This is a genomic window from Streptomyces sp. NPDC001513, from assembly GCF_042894695.1.
Taxonomy (GTDB): domain Bacteria; phylum Actinomycetota; class Actinomycetes; order Streptomycetales; family Streptomycetaceae; genus Streptomyces.
Genome location: NZ_JBIAVU010000005.1, coordinates 105,540 through 119,624 on the forward strand (window position 1 = coordinate 105,540; position 14,085 = coordinate 119,624).

Sequence of the window (14,085 nt, forward strand, 5' to 3'; positions counted from 1 at the left end):
CGGTCGGCCCAGTCCTCGGGCCGACCGCCTCGGTCCTTACAGCCGCTCGGCCGTCAGATCGCCGCCGCCGCGAGGGGGCTGACGACCCATTCGCCGCGCCGCATGACGCCCTTGATGTCGAAGGCGGCATCCAGGACGACGAGGTCCGCGTACTTGCCGGGCTCCAGCGAGCCGATCTCGTCGTACAGGCCGAGGAGCTTGGCCGGGTTGGCGGAGATCGCCTGGACCACGGACTCCACCGGCAGCTTGTCGAGGGTCACCGAGCGCTTGAAGGCGGTGTCCAGGGTCAGCGTGGAGCCGGCGATGGAGCCGCCCTCCACGAGCCGGGCCACGCCGTGCTTGACCTCGACCTCCAGCGGGCCGAGGTGGTAGGTCCCGTCGCCGAAGCCGGCGGCGTCCATCGCGTCGGTGATCAGCGCCACGCGGTGCGCGCCCGCGTGGTGGAAGGCCAGTTCGAGGGCCGCCGGGTGCAGGTGGGTGCCGTCGTTGATGAGCTCGACGGTGATCCGCTCGTCCTCCAGCAGCGCGGCGATCGGGCCGGGCTCGCGGTGCGCGAGGGGCGGCATCGCGTTGAAGAGGTGGGTGGCCACGGTCGCGCCCGCGTCGATGGCGGCGCGCGTCTGCTCGTACGTGGCGTCCGTGTGCCCGATCGCGGCGATCACCCCGTGCTCGGCCAGCAGTCGTACGGAGTCCAGGCCGCCCGGGAGTTCGGTGGCGAGGGTGAACATGCGGGCCGTGCCGTGCGCGGCGTCGATCAGCTTGCGGACCTCCGCCGGGTCGGGGTCGCGCAGCAGGTCCTCCTTGTGCGCGCCCTTGCGGCAGGGGTTGATGAACGGCCCCTCGAAGTGGATGCCGGCGATCTCGCCCTGCCGGGTGAGCTCGGCGAGCAGCCCGGCGCGGCGGGCCAGTTCGTCCAGGTCGCCGGTGACGGTGGAGGCGATCAGGGTGGTGGTGCCGTGCTCGCGGTGGGTGCGGACGCCCTTGAGGATCTCCTCGGCGGTGCCGGAGGTGAAGGAGGCGCCGCCGCCGCCGTGGTTGTGCATGTCCACGAAGCCGGGGACGAGCCAGTGCCCGGACAGGTCGACGGTCCGCGAGCCCTCGTGGGCGCTGCCGGCGATGCGGTCGCCGTCGATGATGACCCGGCCGTTGGCCACGGTTCCGGTGGGCAGCACCACCCTGGCGCCGGAGAGAACAGTGCTGCGCGCGCTTCCGGACATCAGGCAGGTACCTCCGTGGCGAGTAGATCCCAGGCGAGCAGCCCTGCGCCCAGGCATCCGGCGGTGTCCCCGAGGGCCGCCGGGACGATGTGGGGGAGCCGCTGGAACGTCACGCGCTCCTCCACGGCCGTCCGTAGTGGTGTGAACAAGGTTTCCCCCGCCTCGGCGAGCCCGCCACCGATGATCAGCGTGCGCGGGTCCAGCAGGGTGATCGCGGTGACCAGCCCGTCGGCGAGGGCGCCGACGGCGGCCAGCCAGACCTCCCGGGCGCGCGCGTCGCCGTCCTCGACGGCCTTGGCGCAGTCCGCGGCGTCGGCCTCCGGGTCGCCGGAGGCGGCCGCCCAGGCCCGGCTGACGGCGGAGGCGGAGGCGAGGGTCTCCAGGCAGCCGTACTGGCCGCAGCCGCAGGCGGGGCCGCCCGGGCGCACCACGATGTGCCCGATCTCGCCCGCGTAGCCGTGGGCGCCGGCCTCGATGCGGCCGGCGATGCCGATGGCTCCGGCGATGCCGGTGCCGAGGGGGACGAAGAGGAAGCGGTCGGCGCCGCGGCCGGCGCCGATGCGGCCCTCGGCGAGTCCGCCCGTGCGCACGTCGTGGCCGAGGGCCACCGGGATGCCGCCGAGTCTGGCGCTGAGCAGGGCGCGCATCGGTACGTCGCGCCAGCCCAGGTTCGCCGCGTAGACGGCGATCCCGTGGTCGGCGTCGACGATGCCGGGGACGGCGACGCCGGCGGCCGACGCGGGCCGCCCGAAGCGTTCGCGGCCGGTGTCGAGCAGCTCGGCGGCGAAGTCCTGGATCGTCTCGACGACGGCGTCGGGGCCCCGCTCGCGGCCGGTGGCACGGCGCGCTTCGTGGAGCAGGGTGCCGTCGTCGGCGACGAGGGCGGCCTTCATCCCGGTGCCGCCCACATCGAGGGCGATGACGTGTTTCACGGGTTTCACAGAGACAGTCTCGCGTGCTCGGCGTGGAAAGGTCTAGTCCATTGAGGGGGATTGTTGAGTGGCCATACAAAATCCGGACCCCGGCCGGGATCCCGATGTGGACGAGCCGCCAAAGTGGTGTAGACCTTACGTGGATCGTACGTACAACAAGGGGTGGATCGAGAACTGTGAAGGGCCGTTACCTGAGCCTGGCCGCGTCCGGCGCCGCGCTGTGCCTGACTGCCGTGACGCTGACGGGCTGCGGAGCCCTCGGCGGGCTCACCGGAGACAACGAGGTGACCCTGCGGGTCGTGGCGGCCGACTACGGGGACAATCCGCAGAACTCCTCGGCCGGGTACTGGAAGGGCCTCGCCGACGGCTTCGAGAAGGCCAACCCGGGCATCAAGGTCGAGGTCTCCGTCTACTCGTGGTCCGAGGTCGACGCCAAGGTCGCCGAGATGGTCAAGGCCGGCAAGGCCCCCGACATCGCCCAGATCGGCGCCTACGCCGACTACGCGGCCGCCGGCAAGCTGTACTCGGCGGCGGAGCTGGTCTCGGTGAAGACCGAGGCCGACTTCCTCGGCCCCCTCGCGGACGCGGGCAAGGTCAAGCAGGTCCAGTACGGCCTGCCCTTCGTCTCCAGCACCCGGCTGCTCTTCTACAACGAGAAGCTGCTGGCCGACGCGGGCGTGATCGGCAAGGACGCCAAGGCCGGCTGGCAGCCGAAGAGCTGGGCGGACCTGGAGGCGGCGGCCAAGAAGCTCAAGGGCGCGGGCGTGCCCACCCCCTTCGCGCTGCCGCTGGGCCGCGAGGAGGCACAGGCCGAGACGATGATGTGGATGCTCTCGGGCGGCGGCGGCTACACCGACAACGAGGAGTCCTACTCGATCGACTCCGCCGACAACGTCAAGGCGCTGGAGTTCCTGCGGGACAAGATGGTCGGCCAGGGGCTGACCGGCCCCGTCGAGCCGGGCAAGCTGGACCGGCAGGCCGCCTTCGACGCCTTCACCAAGGGCGAGGTCGGCATGCTCAACGGACACCCGTCGCTGATGAAGCAGGCCGCGGCCAAGGGCGTGAAGTTCGGCATGGTCCCGCTGCCGACGGCCACCGGGTCCGCGGAGCCGGCCATGGGCGTCGCCGACTGGGTCATGGCCTTCAAGAGCGGCCACCGCGCGCAGTCCGGGAAGTTCCTGGACTACCTGTACGAGCCGAAGAACGTGACGACCTTCACGGACATGTACGACCTGCTCCCGGCCACCACCAGCGGCTACCAGGCCAAGCAGGGCGCCACGGGCGGCTCGGCGCCGCAGCTGAAGCCCTTCCTGACGGCGCTGCCCGGCTCGCGGCTGTACCCCGTCGGCAAGAAGTCCTGGGCGGGCGTCAGCGAGGACATCAAGCAGAACATCGGCAAGACCGTCCAGCCCGGCGGACAGCCGGCGAAGGTGCTGGAGGACATCGCCACGGCGGCGCGGGCGGCGGACCCGCGCTGAGCGGTGGCGGCGCGCCCGGTGTCAGACGGCGGCGTTAATCTGGCGGTATGACGGACGAGGGGCAGCTGACGGCCACGGAGGCCGCGGTGCTCGCGTACGAGGGACGCACCTGGCCCGGGCCCGGAGCCAAGGAACGGGCCATACGGGAAGGGCTGGGGATGCCCCCCGTCCGCTACTACCAGCTGCTCAACGCGCTGATGGACGACCCGCGGGCGCTGGCCCACGCACCGGGCACGGTCAACCGGCTCCGGCGGATCCGCGAGGCCCAGCGGGCCCGGCGCTAGACCGGGCGCGTGGCCGGGCGACAGGCCCCGCGACAGGCCCTGCGACTGGTCCGGTGACGGGCTCCGCCCGTGCCGTAGCCGTCGCCGCGCTGGGCCGTTAGGGTCGTGCGTATGGGGAGCCATCCGCACGACCTGCCGATGCCCGTCACCGCAGCCGGACGCGAGGGACTCGAAGCCCTGCTCCGCGCACCCCGCCGGTCCGTGGTCGCCCTGGACTTCGACGGCACCCTCGCCGACATCGTCCCGGACCCGGACCAGGCCAGAGCCCACCCCGGAGCCGTCCCGGCCCTCTCCGCGCTCGCCCCCGAGGTCGCCTCGGTGGCCGTGATCACCGGCCGGCCGGCGGGCGTCGCCGTCCGCTACGGAGGCTTCGCGGGGGTCCCCGGACTGGAACACCTCGTCGTCCTCGGCCACTACGGTGCGGAGCGCTGGGACGCCGTCACCGGGATCGTGCACGCCCCGGCCGAGCACCCCGGGGTGGCGGCGGTACGGGCCGAGCTGCCGGGGTTCCTGGACTCGATCGGGGCCTGGCAGGGCACCTGGATCGAGGAGAAGGGCCGGGCGCTGGCCGTGCACACCCGACGGGCCGCGGACCCGGCGGCGGCCTTCGCGGCCCTGCGCGAACCCCTGGCCGAGCTGGCCGCGCGGCACGGGCTGATGGTGGAGCCGGGCCGCGCGGTCCTGGAGCTCCGCCCCCCGGGCATGGACAAGGGCGTCGCCCTGTCGGAATTCCTCGCGGAGCGGGACGCGGAGGCGGTGCTGTACGCGGGCGACGACCTGGGCGACCTGGCCGCGTACTCGGCCGTCGAAAAACGCCGCGCCGACGGGCTCCCGGGCCTGCTGGTGTGCAGCGGCTCGGTGGAGGTCCCCGAGCTCGCCGCCCGAGCCGACGTGGTCCTCGCCGGACCGGGCGAAGTCGTAGCCTTCCTGTCCACCCTGGCCAAGGCCGTCAGAGCCTGACGCCCGCTGTCGCCCGCCCCACCGCTGCCGGGGGCCAGCCCCCGGACCCCCGGTCCTCAAACGCCGGACGGGCTGGATTTGGCCGGCGTCAGCCTGTGACTTCCGCCCGGAGCGGGCGCGGGCGCAAGCCTCACGGCAACAGGTCGGCCAGTTGGGCGGAGAACCAGGCGGCCGGGGGCAGAGCAGTGGCGGCGGCGGCCAGTCGCTTCGTGCGCTCCGCACGCTCGCCGTCCGGCATGGCCAGCGCCGCGTGCAACGCCTCCGCCGTCGCCGACACGTCGTACGGGTTCACCGTCAGCGCGTCCGCCCGGAGCTCCTCGTACGCCCCCGCCCCGGTGGACAGCACCAGCGCGCAGCCCGCCTCCGACACCACCGGGATCTCCTTCGCGACCAGGTTCATCCCGTCCCGCACCGGGTTCACCAGCGCCACGTCCGCCATCCGGTACACCGCGAGCGACCGCGCGAAGTCGTCCTGCACCGACACCAGCACCGGCTGCCAGTCCGCCGTGCCGAACTCCTCGTTGATCTCCGCCGCCAGCTCCCGCACCGACTCCGTGTACGCCCGGTACACCGCCAGGTCCTGCCGCGACGGGTACGCCGAGGCCAGGTGGACGACCCGGCCCCGCCACTCCGGGTGGACCGTCAGCAGCTCCCGGTACGCCAGCAGCCCCCGCAGGATGTTCTTCGACAGCTCGGTCCGGTCCACCCGGGCGATCGTCTTCAGGTCGCCGACCTCCGCCCGCAGCCCCGCCAGCTTCTCGTCCACCTCCGGCCGGTGCGCCAGCGCCCGCAGTTCGTCCGCGTCCACCCCGAGCGGGTAGCTGGTCACCTCGGTGAACTGCCGCTTCCCGTAGCCGCGCCCGTCCGGGGCCGTCCGGCGGTGCCACACCCCGCGCTCCGGGGTCCCGGCCGGGAAGGACCCGGCCGCGATGCCGCGCGCGTCCTCGATGGTCCCGCCGCTGATGAAGTTGGCCGCCCACGCCCACGTGTGGAAGCCCAGCCGGTCCGCGCCGAGCATGCCCCACACCAGCTGGCTCCGGATGTCGTCCGGGAGCATGCCCATGAACTCCGGCGAGGCCCACGGCGTGTGCGTGAAGTGCCCGATCCGCAGGTCCGGCCGCAGCTCCCGCAACTGCCCCGGCACCAGCGCCAGGTGGTAGTCCTGCACCAGGACGCGGGCCCCTTCCGCAGCCTCCTGGGCGAGGGCGCGCGCGAAGGACTCGTTGTACGCGACGTACGCCTCCCACCGCCGCCGGAACTCCGCGTCGAAGACCGGCTCCCGCGGGACGTCGTACAGGTGGTGGTGCGTGAACCACAGCACGGAGTTGGCGATGCCGTTGTAGGCCGCGTCGTACACCGTGGGATCGATGTCCAGCATCCGGACGCCCGGCTCGGCCACCCCCCGGCGGACCGCCTCCCGGTCCGCCTCCGACAGGGCCGCGCAGATCCACAGCGCCCCCGGCTGCTCCGCGAGGGCCGCGGAGAGCCCGGAGACGAGTCCGCCCCCGCCACGCCGGGCGCTGAGGTCGCCTTCGGCATCGATCGTGTAGGAGAGGGGGCCGCGGTTGGCGGCTACGAGTACCTGAGAAGCCATGCGGCGAACCTAGCCCGGCCCGCACTCGCTCAAACTTTCCAGGCGGACGTCACGCCACGCGGCGCAGCGCGTACTCCTTGATGCCGAGCATCGGCGGCCGCTCCTCGGTGTCCACCGGGTACGTCCGCGGTACGAAGCCCTCCGGCCCCCGCTCGAACTGTGTGAGCTCCGGCCGTACGAGATGCCCGCGCGAGAGCCGCAGCAGGGCGGTGCGGTAGATCGCGGCGGCCATCCGGCCCAGCGCCTGCCCGTCCTGGTGGCGGTGGACGCGTACGCCCACGTCCACCTGGGCGAGCGCGTCCAGCCCGACCGTGTGCAGCGCGTCGACCAGCAGGCCCAGCTCCACGCCGTACCCGACGGGGAACGGCAGCCGTTCCAGCAGGGAGCGGCGTACGGCGTACTCGCCGCCCAGCGGCTGGACGAAGCCGGCCAGCTGGGGCCAGTGCAGGTTGAGGAGGGGGCGGGCCACCAGTTCCGTGACCCGGCCGCCCTGGCCGGGGGTGTCGCCGAGCGGGCGGTCGTACATGGCCTTGACGAACTGCACGTCCGGTTCGGTCAGCAGCGGTCCCACGATCCCCGAGACGAAGGCGGCGGAGAAGTCGCGGAGGTCGGCGTCGACGAAGCAGACGATGTCCCCGCTGGTGGCCAGCAGCGAGCGCCACAGCACCTCGCCCTTGCCGGGCAGCGCCGGGAGCCTCGGCAGGATCTCGTCGCGGTGCACCACCCGGGCGCCGGCCTTCGCCGCGACCTCCGCCGTACGATCGCTCGAGCCCGAGTCGATGACGATCAGCTCGTCCACCAGGGGGAACGGCAGTCCCTCGATCAGTTCACGCCGGATGACCTCGACGATCGCGCCGACCGTCGCCTCCTCGTCCAGTGCGGGCAGCACCACGCTGACCGTGGTCCCGGCCGCCCGTTTCCGGTCGAGCAGCTGGTCGAGCGGTCGGTCGGCGGCTGACCAGGAGCGGTCTGCCAGCCAGCGCTCCACCTCTTCCAGCACCCTCAGCACTCCCTGCGTGTCGGCGTTATCGGCCGTTATGTGATCCATCTCGCGGTTCGGACGGCTGTCTCAACCGCCCGGCCCTTCGGTTACAGTCTTGAACAACGCGAAGGACCACCGCATGCCGGGGGTCCCCGCGTACAAACGCACCGGCGCGCCACAGAGCGCGTGTGCCGGTGCCATACCGCTCATCCAGAGGGGCAGAGGGACACGGCCCGTTGAAGCCCCGGCAACCCTCCAGTCGGTTCTCGCGATCGCGCACATCAGCGACGTCAGCGAGGTCCCCGGCTAGGGAAGGTGCCAATTCCGTCTCATGGCGAAGTGCGCCATGGGGAAGATGAGGAGAAAGGGCCTCGCCATCATGGCTGCACAGACTGTCGCCACCTCTGTCGATCTCGGACCTGCCAACGGTCTTTCCTGTCGCGAGTGCGGTACCCGCTTCGAGCTCGGCCCCATCTTCGCGTGCGCCGAGTGCTTCGGACCTCTGGAAGTCGCCTACGACCTCCCGACCGGCGACCCCGAAGCCCTGCGCGCCGCGATCGAGGCCGGCCCCAACAACATCTGGCGTTACGCGCCGCTGCTGCCCGTCCCCGCGGACGTGGCTTCCAAGCCGAGCCTGAACCCGGGCTTCACCAAGCTCGTGGACGCCGCGAACCTGGCCAAGGAGCTCGGCGTCACCGGCAAGCTCTACGTCAAGGACGACTCCGGCAACCCGACGCACTCCTTCAAGGACCGCGTCGTGGCCATCGCCGTCGAGGCCGCCCGCGCCTTCGGCTTCACCACCCTCTCCTGCTCCTCCACCGGCAACCTGGCCGGCGCCGTCGGCGCCGCGGCCGCCCGCGCCGGCTTCCGGTCCTGCGTGTTCATCCCGCACGACCTGGAGCAGGGCAAGGTCGTCATGGCCGGTGTCTACGGTGGCGACCTGGTCGGCATCGAGGGCAACTACGACGACGTCAACCGCTTCTGCTCCGAGCTCATCGGCGACCCGCTGGGCGAGGGCTGGGGCTTCGTCAACGTCAACCTGCGCCCGTACTACGGAGAGGGCTCCAAGACCCTCGCCTACGAGATCTGCGAGCAGCTCGGCTGGCGGCTGCCCGACCAGCTCGTGATCCCGATCGCCTCCGGCTCGCAGCTGACGAAGATCGACAAGGGTCTGCAGGAGCTGATCAAGCTCGGCCTCGTCGAGGACAAGCCGTACAAGATCTTCGGCGCCCAGGCCGAGGGCTGCTCCCCGGTGTCGACCGCCTTCAAGGCCGGTCACGAGGTGGTCCGCCCGCAGAAGCCGAACACCATCGCCAAGTCCCTCGCGATCGGCAACCCGGCGGACGGCCCGTACGTCCTGGACATCGCGCGGCGCACCGGCGGTTACGTCGAGGACGTGAACGACGAGCAGGTCGTCGAGGCCATCAAGATCCTCGCGCAGACCGAGGGCATCTTCGCCGAGACCGCGGGCGGCGTGACCGTCGGCGTGACGAAGAAGCTCATCGAGAACGGGCAGCTCGACCCGACGCTGACCACCGTCGTCCTCAACACCGGCGACGGCCTGAAGACCCTGGAGGCGGTGGCCGCGGAGAGCGGGCAGACCGCCACCATCCGCCCGAGCCTGGACGCGTTCCGCGCCGCCGGCCTGGTCTGACCATCTCCCCCTGCTCTACCGGAAAGGCAGCAGCGCCATGAGCGTCAACGTCCGCATCCCCACCATCCTGCGCACCTACACCGGCGGTCAGGCCGAGGTGCCCGCCGAGGGCGCGACCCTCTCCGAGGTCATCCAGTCCCTGGAGGCGAGCCACCCGGGCATCGCCGCGCGCGTCCTGGACGACCAGGGCAAGCTGCGCCGTTTCGTGAACGTCTACGTCAATGACGACGACGTGCGTTTCGAGGGCGGGCTGGAGGCGAAGACGCCGGACGGCGCCGGCGTCTCGATCATTCCGGCCGTCGCGGGCGGTTGCTGATCCTCTCGGCCCCTTTGTCGCCCGACAGGTGACACGCGCCAACCGAAATTGCCCCCTCCGCTAAAAGCGGAGGGGGCAATTCTGCTTGATTGGGCGCGGTAGAGTTGGGGAAGTCCCCTCCGCCGGACTTGCCCGCTGCATATGAACGGGTCGCGTGAGGGTCGACATCGGGTCAACATGCAAGCGCGGTATGGGGCTTTGGCGAGATATGTCAGGCCCGAGTTGCCCTGGAGTATGGCAAATTTTCACTCTATTTCAATGTTTCCCGGTGTCCAGAATTCTCGTCGGATTGACCTGTTGCAGACAGCACTCGCGCAGATACATTCAGCCTCGGTCGACGCGTTCCGACGCAAGTTCTGACCCGGGAACGCGAAGTGCGTTCCCGCGCAAGGGCCAGTAATAGGGGAGTTAGGCATGGCTCAGGGCACCGTCAAGTGGTTCAACGCGGAGAAGGGCTACGGCTTCATCGCGGTCGACGGTGGTGCGGATGTGTTCGTCCACTACAGCGCCATCCAGATGGACGGGTACCGCACCCTTGAAGAGGGTCAGCGGGTCGAGTTCGAGATCTCGCAGGGCCAGAAGGGTCCGCAGGCGGACATGGTCAAGCTCGCGCTCGGCTGAGTCCTGGAGCGATCGACCACCGACGCACAGTGTTCAACGAAGACCTGCAAGACCATACGAGGGGCCCACATCCCGGACACGGGATGCGGGCCCCTCGTACGTGCGCCCGCGCCGCGCCCGCCCCGTACCCGCCCCGTGCCCGGAAGCGGCGGGGCGTTGGCCCAAGCCGCTTGCACTCGGGGGTGCCGAGTGCTAATCATTGGCATTAGCACTCTCCGGGTGAGAGTGCTACCAAACGAGGACCGGGTCGGTGAGGCCCGCAGGGTCCGGCGGGAAGGAACCGCCGGGCACTCAGGCCGTCCGTCGCGGGCGCGGGCGCGGTCCGGGAGCAATCCACCGCTGTCCGGGAGGACCACTTCAGATGGCCAAGATCATTGCGTTCAACGAGGAGGCCCGGCGCGGTCTCGAGCGAGGCATGAACCAGCTCGCCGACGCCGTCAAGGTCACCCTTGGCCCCAAGGGTCGCAACGTCGTCCTTGAGAAGAAGTGGGGCGCCCCCACGATCACCAACGATGGTGTCTCCATCGCCAAGGAGATCGAGCTCGAGGACCCGTACGAGAAGATCGGCGCCGAGCTGGTCAAGGAAGTCGCCAAGAAGACGGACGACGTCGCGGGCGACGGTACGACCACCGCCACCGTGCTGGCCCAGGCGCTCGTCCGCGAGGGCCTGCGCAACGTTGCCGCCGGCGCCAACCCGATGGCCCTCAAGCGTGGTATCGAGAAGGCCGTCGAGGCCGTCTCCGCCGCCCTGCTCGCCCAGGCGAAGGATGTCGAGACCAAGGAGCAGATCGCTTCTACGGCCTCCATCTCCGCCGCCGACACCCAGATCGGCGAGCTCATCGCCGAGGCCATGGACAAGGTCGGCAAGGAAGGCGTCATCACCGTCGAGGAGTCGCAGACCTTCGGTCTGGAGCTCGAGCTCACCGAGGGCATGCGCTTCGACAAGGGCTACATCTCGGCGTACTTCGCCACCGACATGGAGCGCATGGAGTCGTCCCTCGACGACCCGTACATCCTGATCGTCAACTCCAAGATCGGCTCGGTCAAGGACCTGCTGCCGCTCCTGGAGAAGGTCATGCAGTCCGGCAAGCCGCTGCTGATCATCGCCGAGGACGTCGAGGGCGAGGCGCTCTCCACCCTCGTCGTCAACAAGATCCGCGGCACCTTCAAGTCCGTCGCCGTCAAGGCCCCGGGCTTCGGCGACCGCCGCAAGGCCATGCTCGGTGACATCGCCATCCTCACGGGCGGCACGGTCATCTCCGAGGAGGTCGGCCTCAAGCTGGAGAACGCCGGTCTCGACCTGCTCGGCCGCGCCCGCAAGGTCGTCATCACCAAGGACGAGACCACCATCGTCGACGGTTCCGGTGACAGCGACCAGGTCGCCGGTCGCGTGAACCAGATCCGCGCCGAGATCGAGAACTCCGACTCGGACTACGACCGCGAGAAGCTCCAGGAGCGCCTCGCGAAGCTGGCCGGCGGCGTGGCCGTCATCAAGGCCGGTGCCGCGACCGAGGTCGAGCTCAAGGAGCGCAAGCACCGCATCGAGGACGCCGTTCGCAACGCGAAGGCGGCCGTCGAGGAGGGCATCGTCGCCGGTGGTGGCGTGGCCCTGCTGCAGGCCTCCGCGGTCTTCGAGAAGCTGGAGCTCGAGGGTGACGAGGCGACCGGCGCCAACGCCGTGAAGCTCGCCCTGGAGGCCCCGCTGAAGCAGATCGCCGTCAACGGTGGTCTCGAGGGTGGCGTCGTCGTCGAGAAGGTGCGCAACCTTCCGATCGGTCACGGCCTGAACGCCGCGACCGGCGAGTACGTCGACATGATCGCCGAGGGCATCATCGACCCGGCGAAGGTCACGCGCTCTGCCCTGCAGAACGCCGCGTCCATCGCCGCGCTGTTCCTGACCACCGAGGCCGTCATCGCCGACAAGCCCGAGAAGGCCGGCGCCGGCGCTCCGGGCGGCATGCCGGGCGGTGACATGGACTTCTGATCGACCCCTGGCTCCGGCCCGAAGGTTGATCGGCTGTTCTCGAACGAGGGCGGCACCCCCCACGGGGGGTGCCGCCCTCGGGCGTTCCCGGCCGGCCGGCGCCGGTCCGGGGGAGGCGGTCGGGGGGCGCCGGTCGGGGGAGGCGGGGGTAAAACCGCTGGCCGGGGTGGGTGGGGGCGTGTGACCGTACGGCCATGGGGAATTCCGTCGCGTATCCGGTCCACCGATCCACCGATCCAGCCGAGGCGTACGCCAAGGCGCGCCGGCTGTGCGGGCTGCTGGTCCGCCGGTACGAGGAGGTGCGGGTGGGGGCCGAGCTGGGCACGGTCGCGGACGTGCGGCGGATGGTGGCCCTGCTGCCGCACGTGAGGTACGACCACACGGACATGCGCACGCACCCGGAGACGGACGAGCCCCTCTTCTTCGAGTTGGACGTGCGGACGGCCACCGATGCGGAGCTGGCCGTGGAGGTCCCGCTCGACTTCTCCTACACGGAACTGCCGGCCGCGGTGGCCGAGGAGGAGTTCGTCCGCGCGGTGGGGACGGGCCCCGCGTCCCTCAGCTGGGAGGGCAGCTGGCCCGACGAGCCCGAGCTGGGCTCGTACGCCTCGCCGAAGTACGACGGCGTGCAGCTGGTCCTCAACAGCGACGAGTGTGAATGGTCCCGGCAGGTCAGCGGGGTCCACACCGTCTACGTCCACGTCACCAAGTTCGGCGACCCGGGCCGCGCCGAGCGGCTCGCCGCCGCGATCGGCGGCAGCGTGCTGGGCGAGCCGGAGCGGGGCTTCTGAACCGATGGGAAGTTCTCGGGCCTACCCCGTGTTCCGGACCGACGACCTCGCCGAGGCCTACCGGCGGGCCCGGCTGCTGTGCGCGCGGATGAAGCCGCTCGACCCGGAGCTGTGGCTGGTGGCGCAGGCGCTCACCGTCGAGGAGGCCCGGGGGCTGGCGGCGCTCCTCCCGACGGGCGTGTTCGAGCCGTCGTACGACTGGGACCGGGACGTCTGGTTCACGGGCGCCGAACTGCCCCGCGCCGACCGGGAGCTGGCGGCCGAACTGCCGCTGACCATGGACGCGGACGTGGCTCCGGGCCCCGTCGAGCGGGCCTTCCTGCGGGCGCTGGGTGAGGGGGCGGCCAAGATGCGCTGGCGCGGGGAGTGGTCCTCCGAGGTCCCGTCCTGGTCGCAGGACTCGACGAACCAGCGGGTGGAACTCGACATCAACGAGGAGCATCCCGACGGCCGGCACACCGTCTACGTGCACTTCAAGTACGCCGATGAGGTGGGCGCGGCCCGTCTCGCGGCCGCGATCGGCGGGGCGGTGCTGGGTCCGGTGCAGGTGGGCCGCTGAGGCGCGTCGCGTCCCGGCCCTGGCCCTGGCCCGTCGTCCCGTCCCGGCCCGCATAGGCTGGGCGCATGGCTGATCTCTTCGTCAAGATCTGTGGGCTGAAGACCGCGCGGGACGTCGACGCCGCCGTGGCGGCCGGGGCCGATGCCGTGGGGTTCGTGTTCGCGCCCGGCAGCCCGCGCACGGTCGATGCCGCCACCGCGCGGGAGCTCGCCGCGCGGGTGCCGGACGGCGTGCTCACCGTCGGCGTGTTCCGGGGGCAGGCGGTCGCGGAGGTGCGGCGGTTCGCCGAGGAGAGCGGCGTACGGGGGGTGCAGCTGCACGGCGAGGAGGGCCCCGAGGACTTCGCGGCGCTGCGCGCCGAGGGCCGGACGCTGCTGCGGGCCACCGCCGAGCACGTGAAGCGCTGCGGCGAGTACGGCGAGGACCTGCTCCTGCTCGACGCCCCCGACCCGGGCTCCGGCAAGCCGTGGAACTGGGGCTCGGCGGACTTCACCGCGCCCGAGGGGCACTGGCTGCTGGCCGGCGGGCTGAACCCGGGCAACGTGCGGGAGGCGGTCGAGGTGACCGGCGCGTGGGGCGTGGACGTGTCCAGCGGGGTGGAGCGCGAACGCGGGGTGAAGTCGCCGGAGTTGATCCAGGGCTTCATCGAGGCGGCCCGGTCCGCCAGGCCGGCTGGGGCCCGGAGCTAGTTCGATCTTCGTAGCGACCGCTGA

At 71.3% G+C, this 14,085-nt stretch carries 14 protein-coding genes and 1 riboswitch; of the genes, 10 read left to right on the forward strand and 4 right to left on the reverse strand.

Annotated features, from left to right (window positions below; all coding sequences use genetic code 11):
• Positions 1 to 53 precede the first annotated feature (53 nt).
• The gene (gene nagA / locus ACFYZ4_RS12450) at positions 54 to 1,217 is read right to left on the reverse strand and encodes an N-acetylglucosamine-6-phosphate deacetylase (protein ID WP_390783864.1); all 1,164 of its coding nucleotides are present in this window, start codon (positions 1,215 to 1,217) and stop codon (positions 54 to 56) included.
• Positions 1,217 to 2,149, reverse strand: a complete 933-nt coding sequence (locus ACFYZ4_RS12455; protein ID WP_351292840.1) for an ROK family protein — start codon at positions 2,147 to 2,149, stop codon at positions 1,217 to 1,219. The genes nagA and ACFYZ4_RS12455 overlap by 1 nt, the downstream gene beginning before the upstream one ends.
• A gap of 176 nt (positions 2,150 to 2,325) precedes the next feature.
• Between ACFYZ4_RS12455 and ACFYZ4_RS12460 the strand changes: the two genes are divergently transcribed.
• The 3 genes from ACFYZ4_RS12460 to otsB all read left to right on the forward strand — a co-directional run bounded on the left by ACFYZ4_RS12460 (position 2,326) and on the right by otsB (position 4,871).
• On the forward strand, positions 2,326 to 3,627 hold the full coding sequence (locus ACFYZ4_RS12460) for an extracellular solute-binding protein (RefSeq protein WP_351292800.1): 1,302 nt from the start codon (positions 2,326 to 2,328) through the stop codon (positions 3,625 to 3,627).
• A gap of 47 nt (positions 3,628 to 3,674) precedes the next feature.
• Positions 3,675 to 3,911 carry a DUF3263 domain-containing protein gene (locus tag ACFYZ4_RS12465; RefSeq protein ID WP_266787284.1) on the forward strand — a complete coding sequence of 79 codons (237 nt, stop codon included), beginning with the start codon at positions 3,675 to 3,677 and terminating at the stop codon, positions 3,909 to 3,911.
• A 111-nt stretch (positions 3,912 to 4,022) separates the two neighbouring features.
• Positions 4,023 to 4,871, forward strand: a complete 849-nt coding sequence (gene otsB, locus ACFYZ4_RS12470; RefSeq protein ID WP_351595744.1) for a trehalose-phosphatase — start codon at positions 4,023 to 4,025, stop codon at positions 4,869 to 4,871.
• A 130-nt stretch (positions 4,872 to 5,001) separates the two neighbouring features.
• Here otsB and ACFYZ4_RS12475 read toward each other — a convergent pair whose 3' ends face one another.
• Positions 5,002 to 6,465, reverse strand: a complete 1,464-nt coding sequence (locus ACFYZ4_RS12475) for a trehalose-6-phosphate synthase (protein WP_390783865.1) — start codon at positions 6,463 to 6,465, stop codon at positions 5,002 to 5,004.
• A 49-nt stretch (positions 6,466 to 6,514) separates the two neighbouring features.
• Positions 6,515 to 7,465 (reverse strand): glucosyl-3-phosphoglycerate synthase, encoded by a 951-nt coding sequence (locus tag ACFYZ4_RS12480; protein ID WP_351292793.1) that lies wholly within the window; start codon positions 7,463 to 7,465, stop codon positions 6,515 to 6,517.
• A gap of 185 nt (positions 7,466 to 7,650) precedes the next feature.
• Positions 7,651 to 7,809, forward strand: a riboswitch (SAM riboswitch).
• Here ACFYZ4_RS12480 and thrC point away from each other — a divergent pair.
• The 7 genes from thrC (at position 7,803) to ACFYZ4_RS12515 (ending at position 14,061) form a co-directional block, all read left to right on the forward strand.
• A complete protein-coding gene (gene thrC, locus ACFYZ4_RS12485; RefSeq protein ID WP_390783866.1) occupies positions 7,803 to 9,101 on the forward strand; it encodes a threonine synthase in 1,299 nt (432 codons plus the stop codon). (Overlaps the previous riboswitch by 7 nt.)
• A gap of 37 nt (positions 9,102 to 9,138) precedes the next feature.
• Positions 9,139 to 9,417 carry a MoaD/ThiS family protein gene (locus ACFYZ4_RS12490; protein WP_351292789.1) on the forward strand — a complete coding sequence of 93 codons (279 nt, stop codon included), beginning with the start codon at positions 9,139 to 9,141 and terminating at the stop codon, positions 9,415 to 9,417.
• A gap of 414 nt (positions 9,418 to 9,831) precedes the next feature.
• A complete protein-coding gene (locus tag ACFYZ4_RS12495) occupies positions 9,832 to 10,038 on the forward strand; it encodes a cold-shock protein (protein WP_030009783.1) in 207 nt (68 codons plus the stop codon).
• Positions 10,039 to 10,399: 361 nt separating this feature from the next.
• Complete coding sequence (gene groL, locus ACFYZ4_RS12500; protein ID WP_351292787.1) at positions 10,400 to 12,022, forward strand: chaperonin GroEL; 1,623 nt, start codon at positions 10,400 to 10,402, stop codon at positions 12,020 to 12,022.
• A 194-nt stretch (positions 12,023 to 12,216) separates the two neighbouring features.
• Positions 12,217 to 12,813, forward strand: coding sequence for a hypothetical protein (locus tag ACFYZ4_RS12505; protein WP_390783867.1), 597 nt, complete (start codon positions 12,217 to 12,219; stop codon positions 12,811 to 12,813).
• Between the two features lie 4 nt (positions 12,814 to 12,817).
• The gene (locus tag ACFYZ4_RS12510) at positions 12,818 to 13,372 is read left to right on the forward strand and encodes a hypothetical protein (protein ID WP_351292783.1); all 555 of its coding nucleotides are present in this window, start codon (positions 12,818 to 12,820) and stop codon (positions 13,370 to 13,372) included.
• A gap of 65 nt (positions 13,373 to 13,437) precedes the next feature.
• Positions 13,438 to 14,061 (forward strand): phosphoribosylanthranilate isomerase, encoded by a 624-nt coding sequence (locus ACFYZ4_RS12515; RefSeq protein ID WP_351292781.1) that lies wholly within the window; start codon positions 13,438 to 13,440, stop codon positions 14,059 to 14,061.
• Positions 14,062 to 14,085 lie beyond the last annotated feature (24 nt).

Bases quoted from the DNA above. Each gene is read 5' to 3' on its own strand.
- nagA (WP_390783864.1), bottom strand. From the start codon at position 1,217: ATGTCCGGAAGCGCGCGCAGCACTGTTCTCTCCGGCGCCAGGGTGGTG.
- ACFYZ4_RS12465 (WP_266787284.1), top strand. From the start codon at position 3,675: ATGACGGACGAGGGGCAGCTGACGGCCACGGAGGCCGCGGTGCTCGCG.
- otsB (WP_351595744.1), top strand. From the start codon at position 4,023: ATGGGGAGCCATCCGCACGACCTGCCGATGCCCGTCACCGCAGCCGGA.
- ACFYZ4_RS12475 (WP_390783865.1), bottom strand. From the start codon at position 6,465: ATGGCTTCTCAGGTACTCGTAGCCGCCAACCGCGGCCCCCTCTCCTAC.
- thrC (WP_390783866.1), top strand. From the start codon at position 7,803: ATGAGGAGAAAGGGCCTCGCCATCATGGCTGCACAGACTGTCGCCACC.
- ACFYZ4_RS12490 (WP_351292789.1), top strand. From the start codon at position 9,139: ATGAGCGTCAACGTCCGCATCCCCACCATCCTGCGCACCTACACCGGC.
- ACFYZ4_RS12495 (WP_030009783.1), top strand. From the start codon at position 9,832: ATGGCTCAGGGCACCGTCAAGTGGTTCAACGCGGAGAAGGGCTACGGC.
- groL (WP_351292787.1), top strand. From the start codon at position 10,400: ATGGCCAAGATCATTGCGTTCAACGAGGAGGCCCGGCGCGGTCTCGAG.
- ACFYZ4_RS12505 (WP_390783867.1), top strand. From the start codon at position 12,217: ATGGGGAATTCCGTCGCGTATCCGGTCCACCGATCCACCGATCCAGCC.
- ACFYZ4_RS12510 (WP_351292783.1), top strand. From the start codon at position 12,818: ATGGGAAGTTCTCGGGCCTACCCCGTGTTCCGGACCGACGACCTCGCC.
- ACFYZ4_RS12515 (WP_351292781.1), top strand. From the start codon at position 13,438: ATGGCTGATCTCTTCGTCAAGATCTGTGGGCTGAAGACCGCGCGGGAC.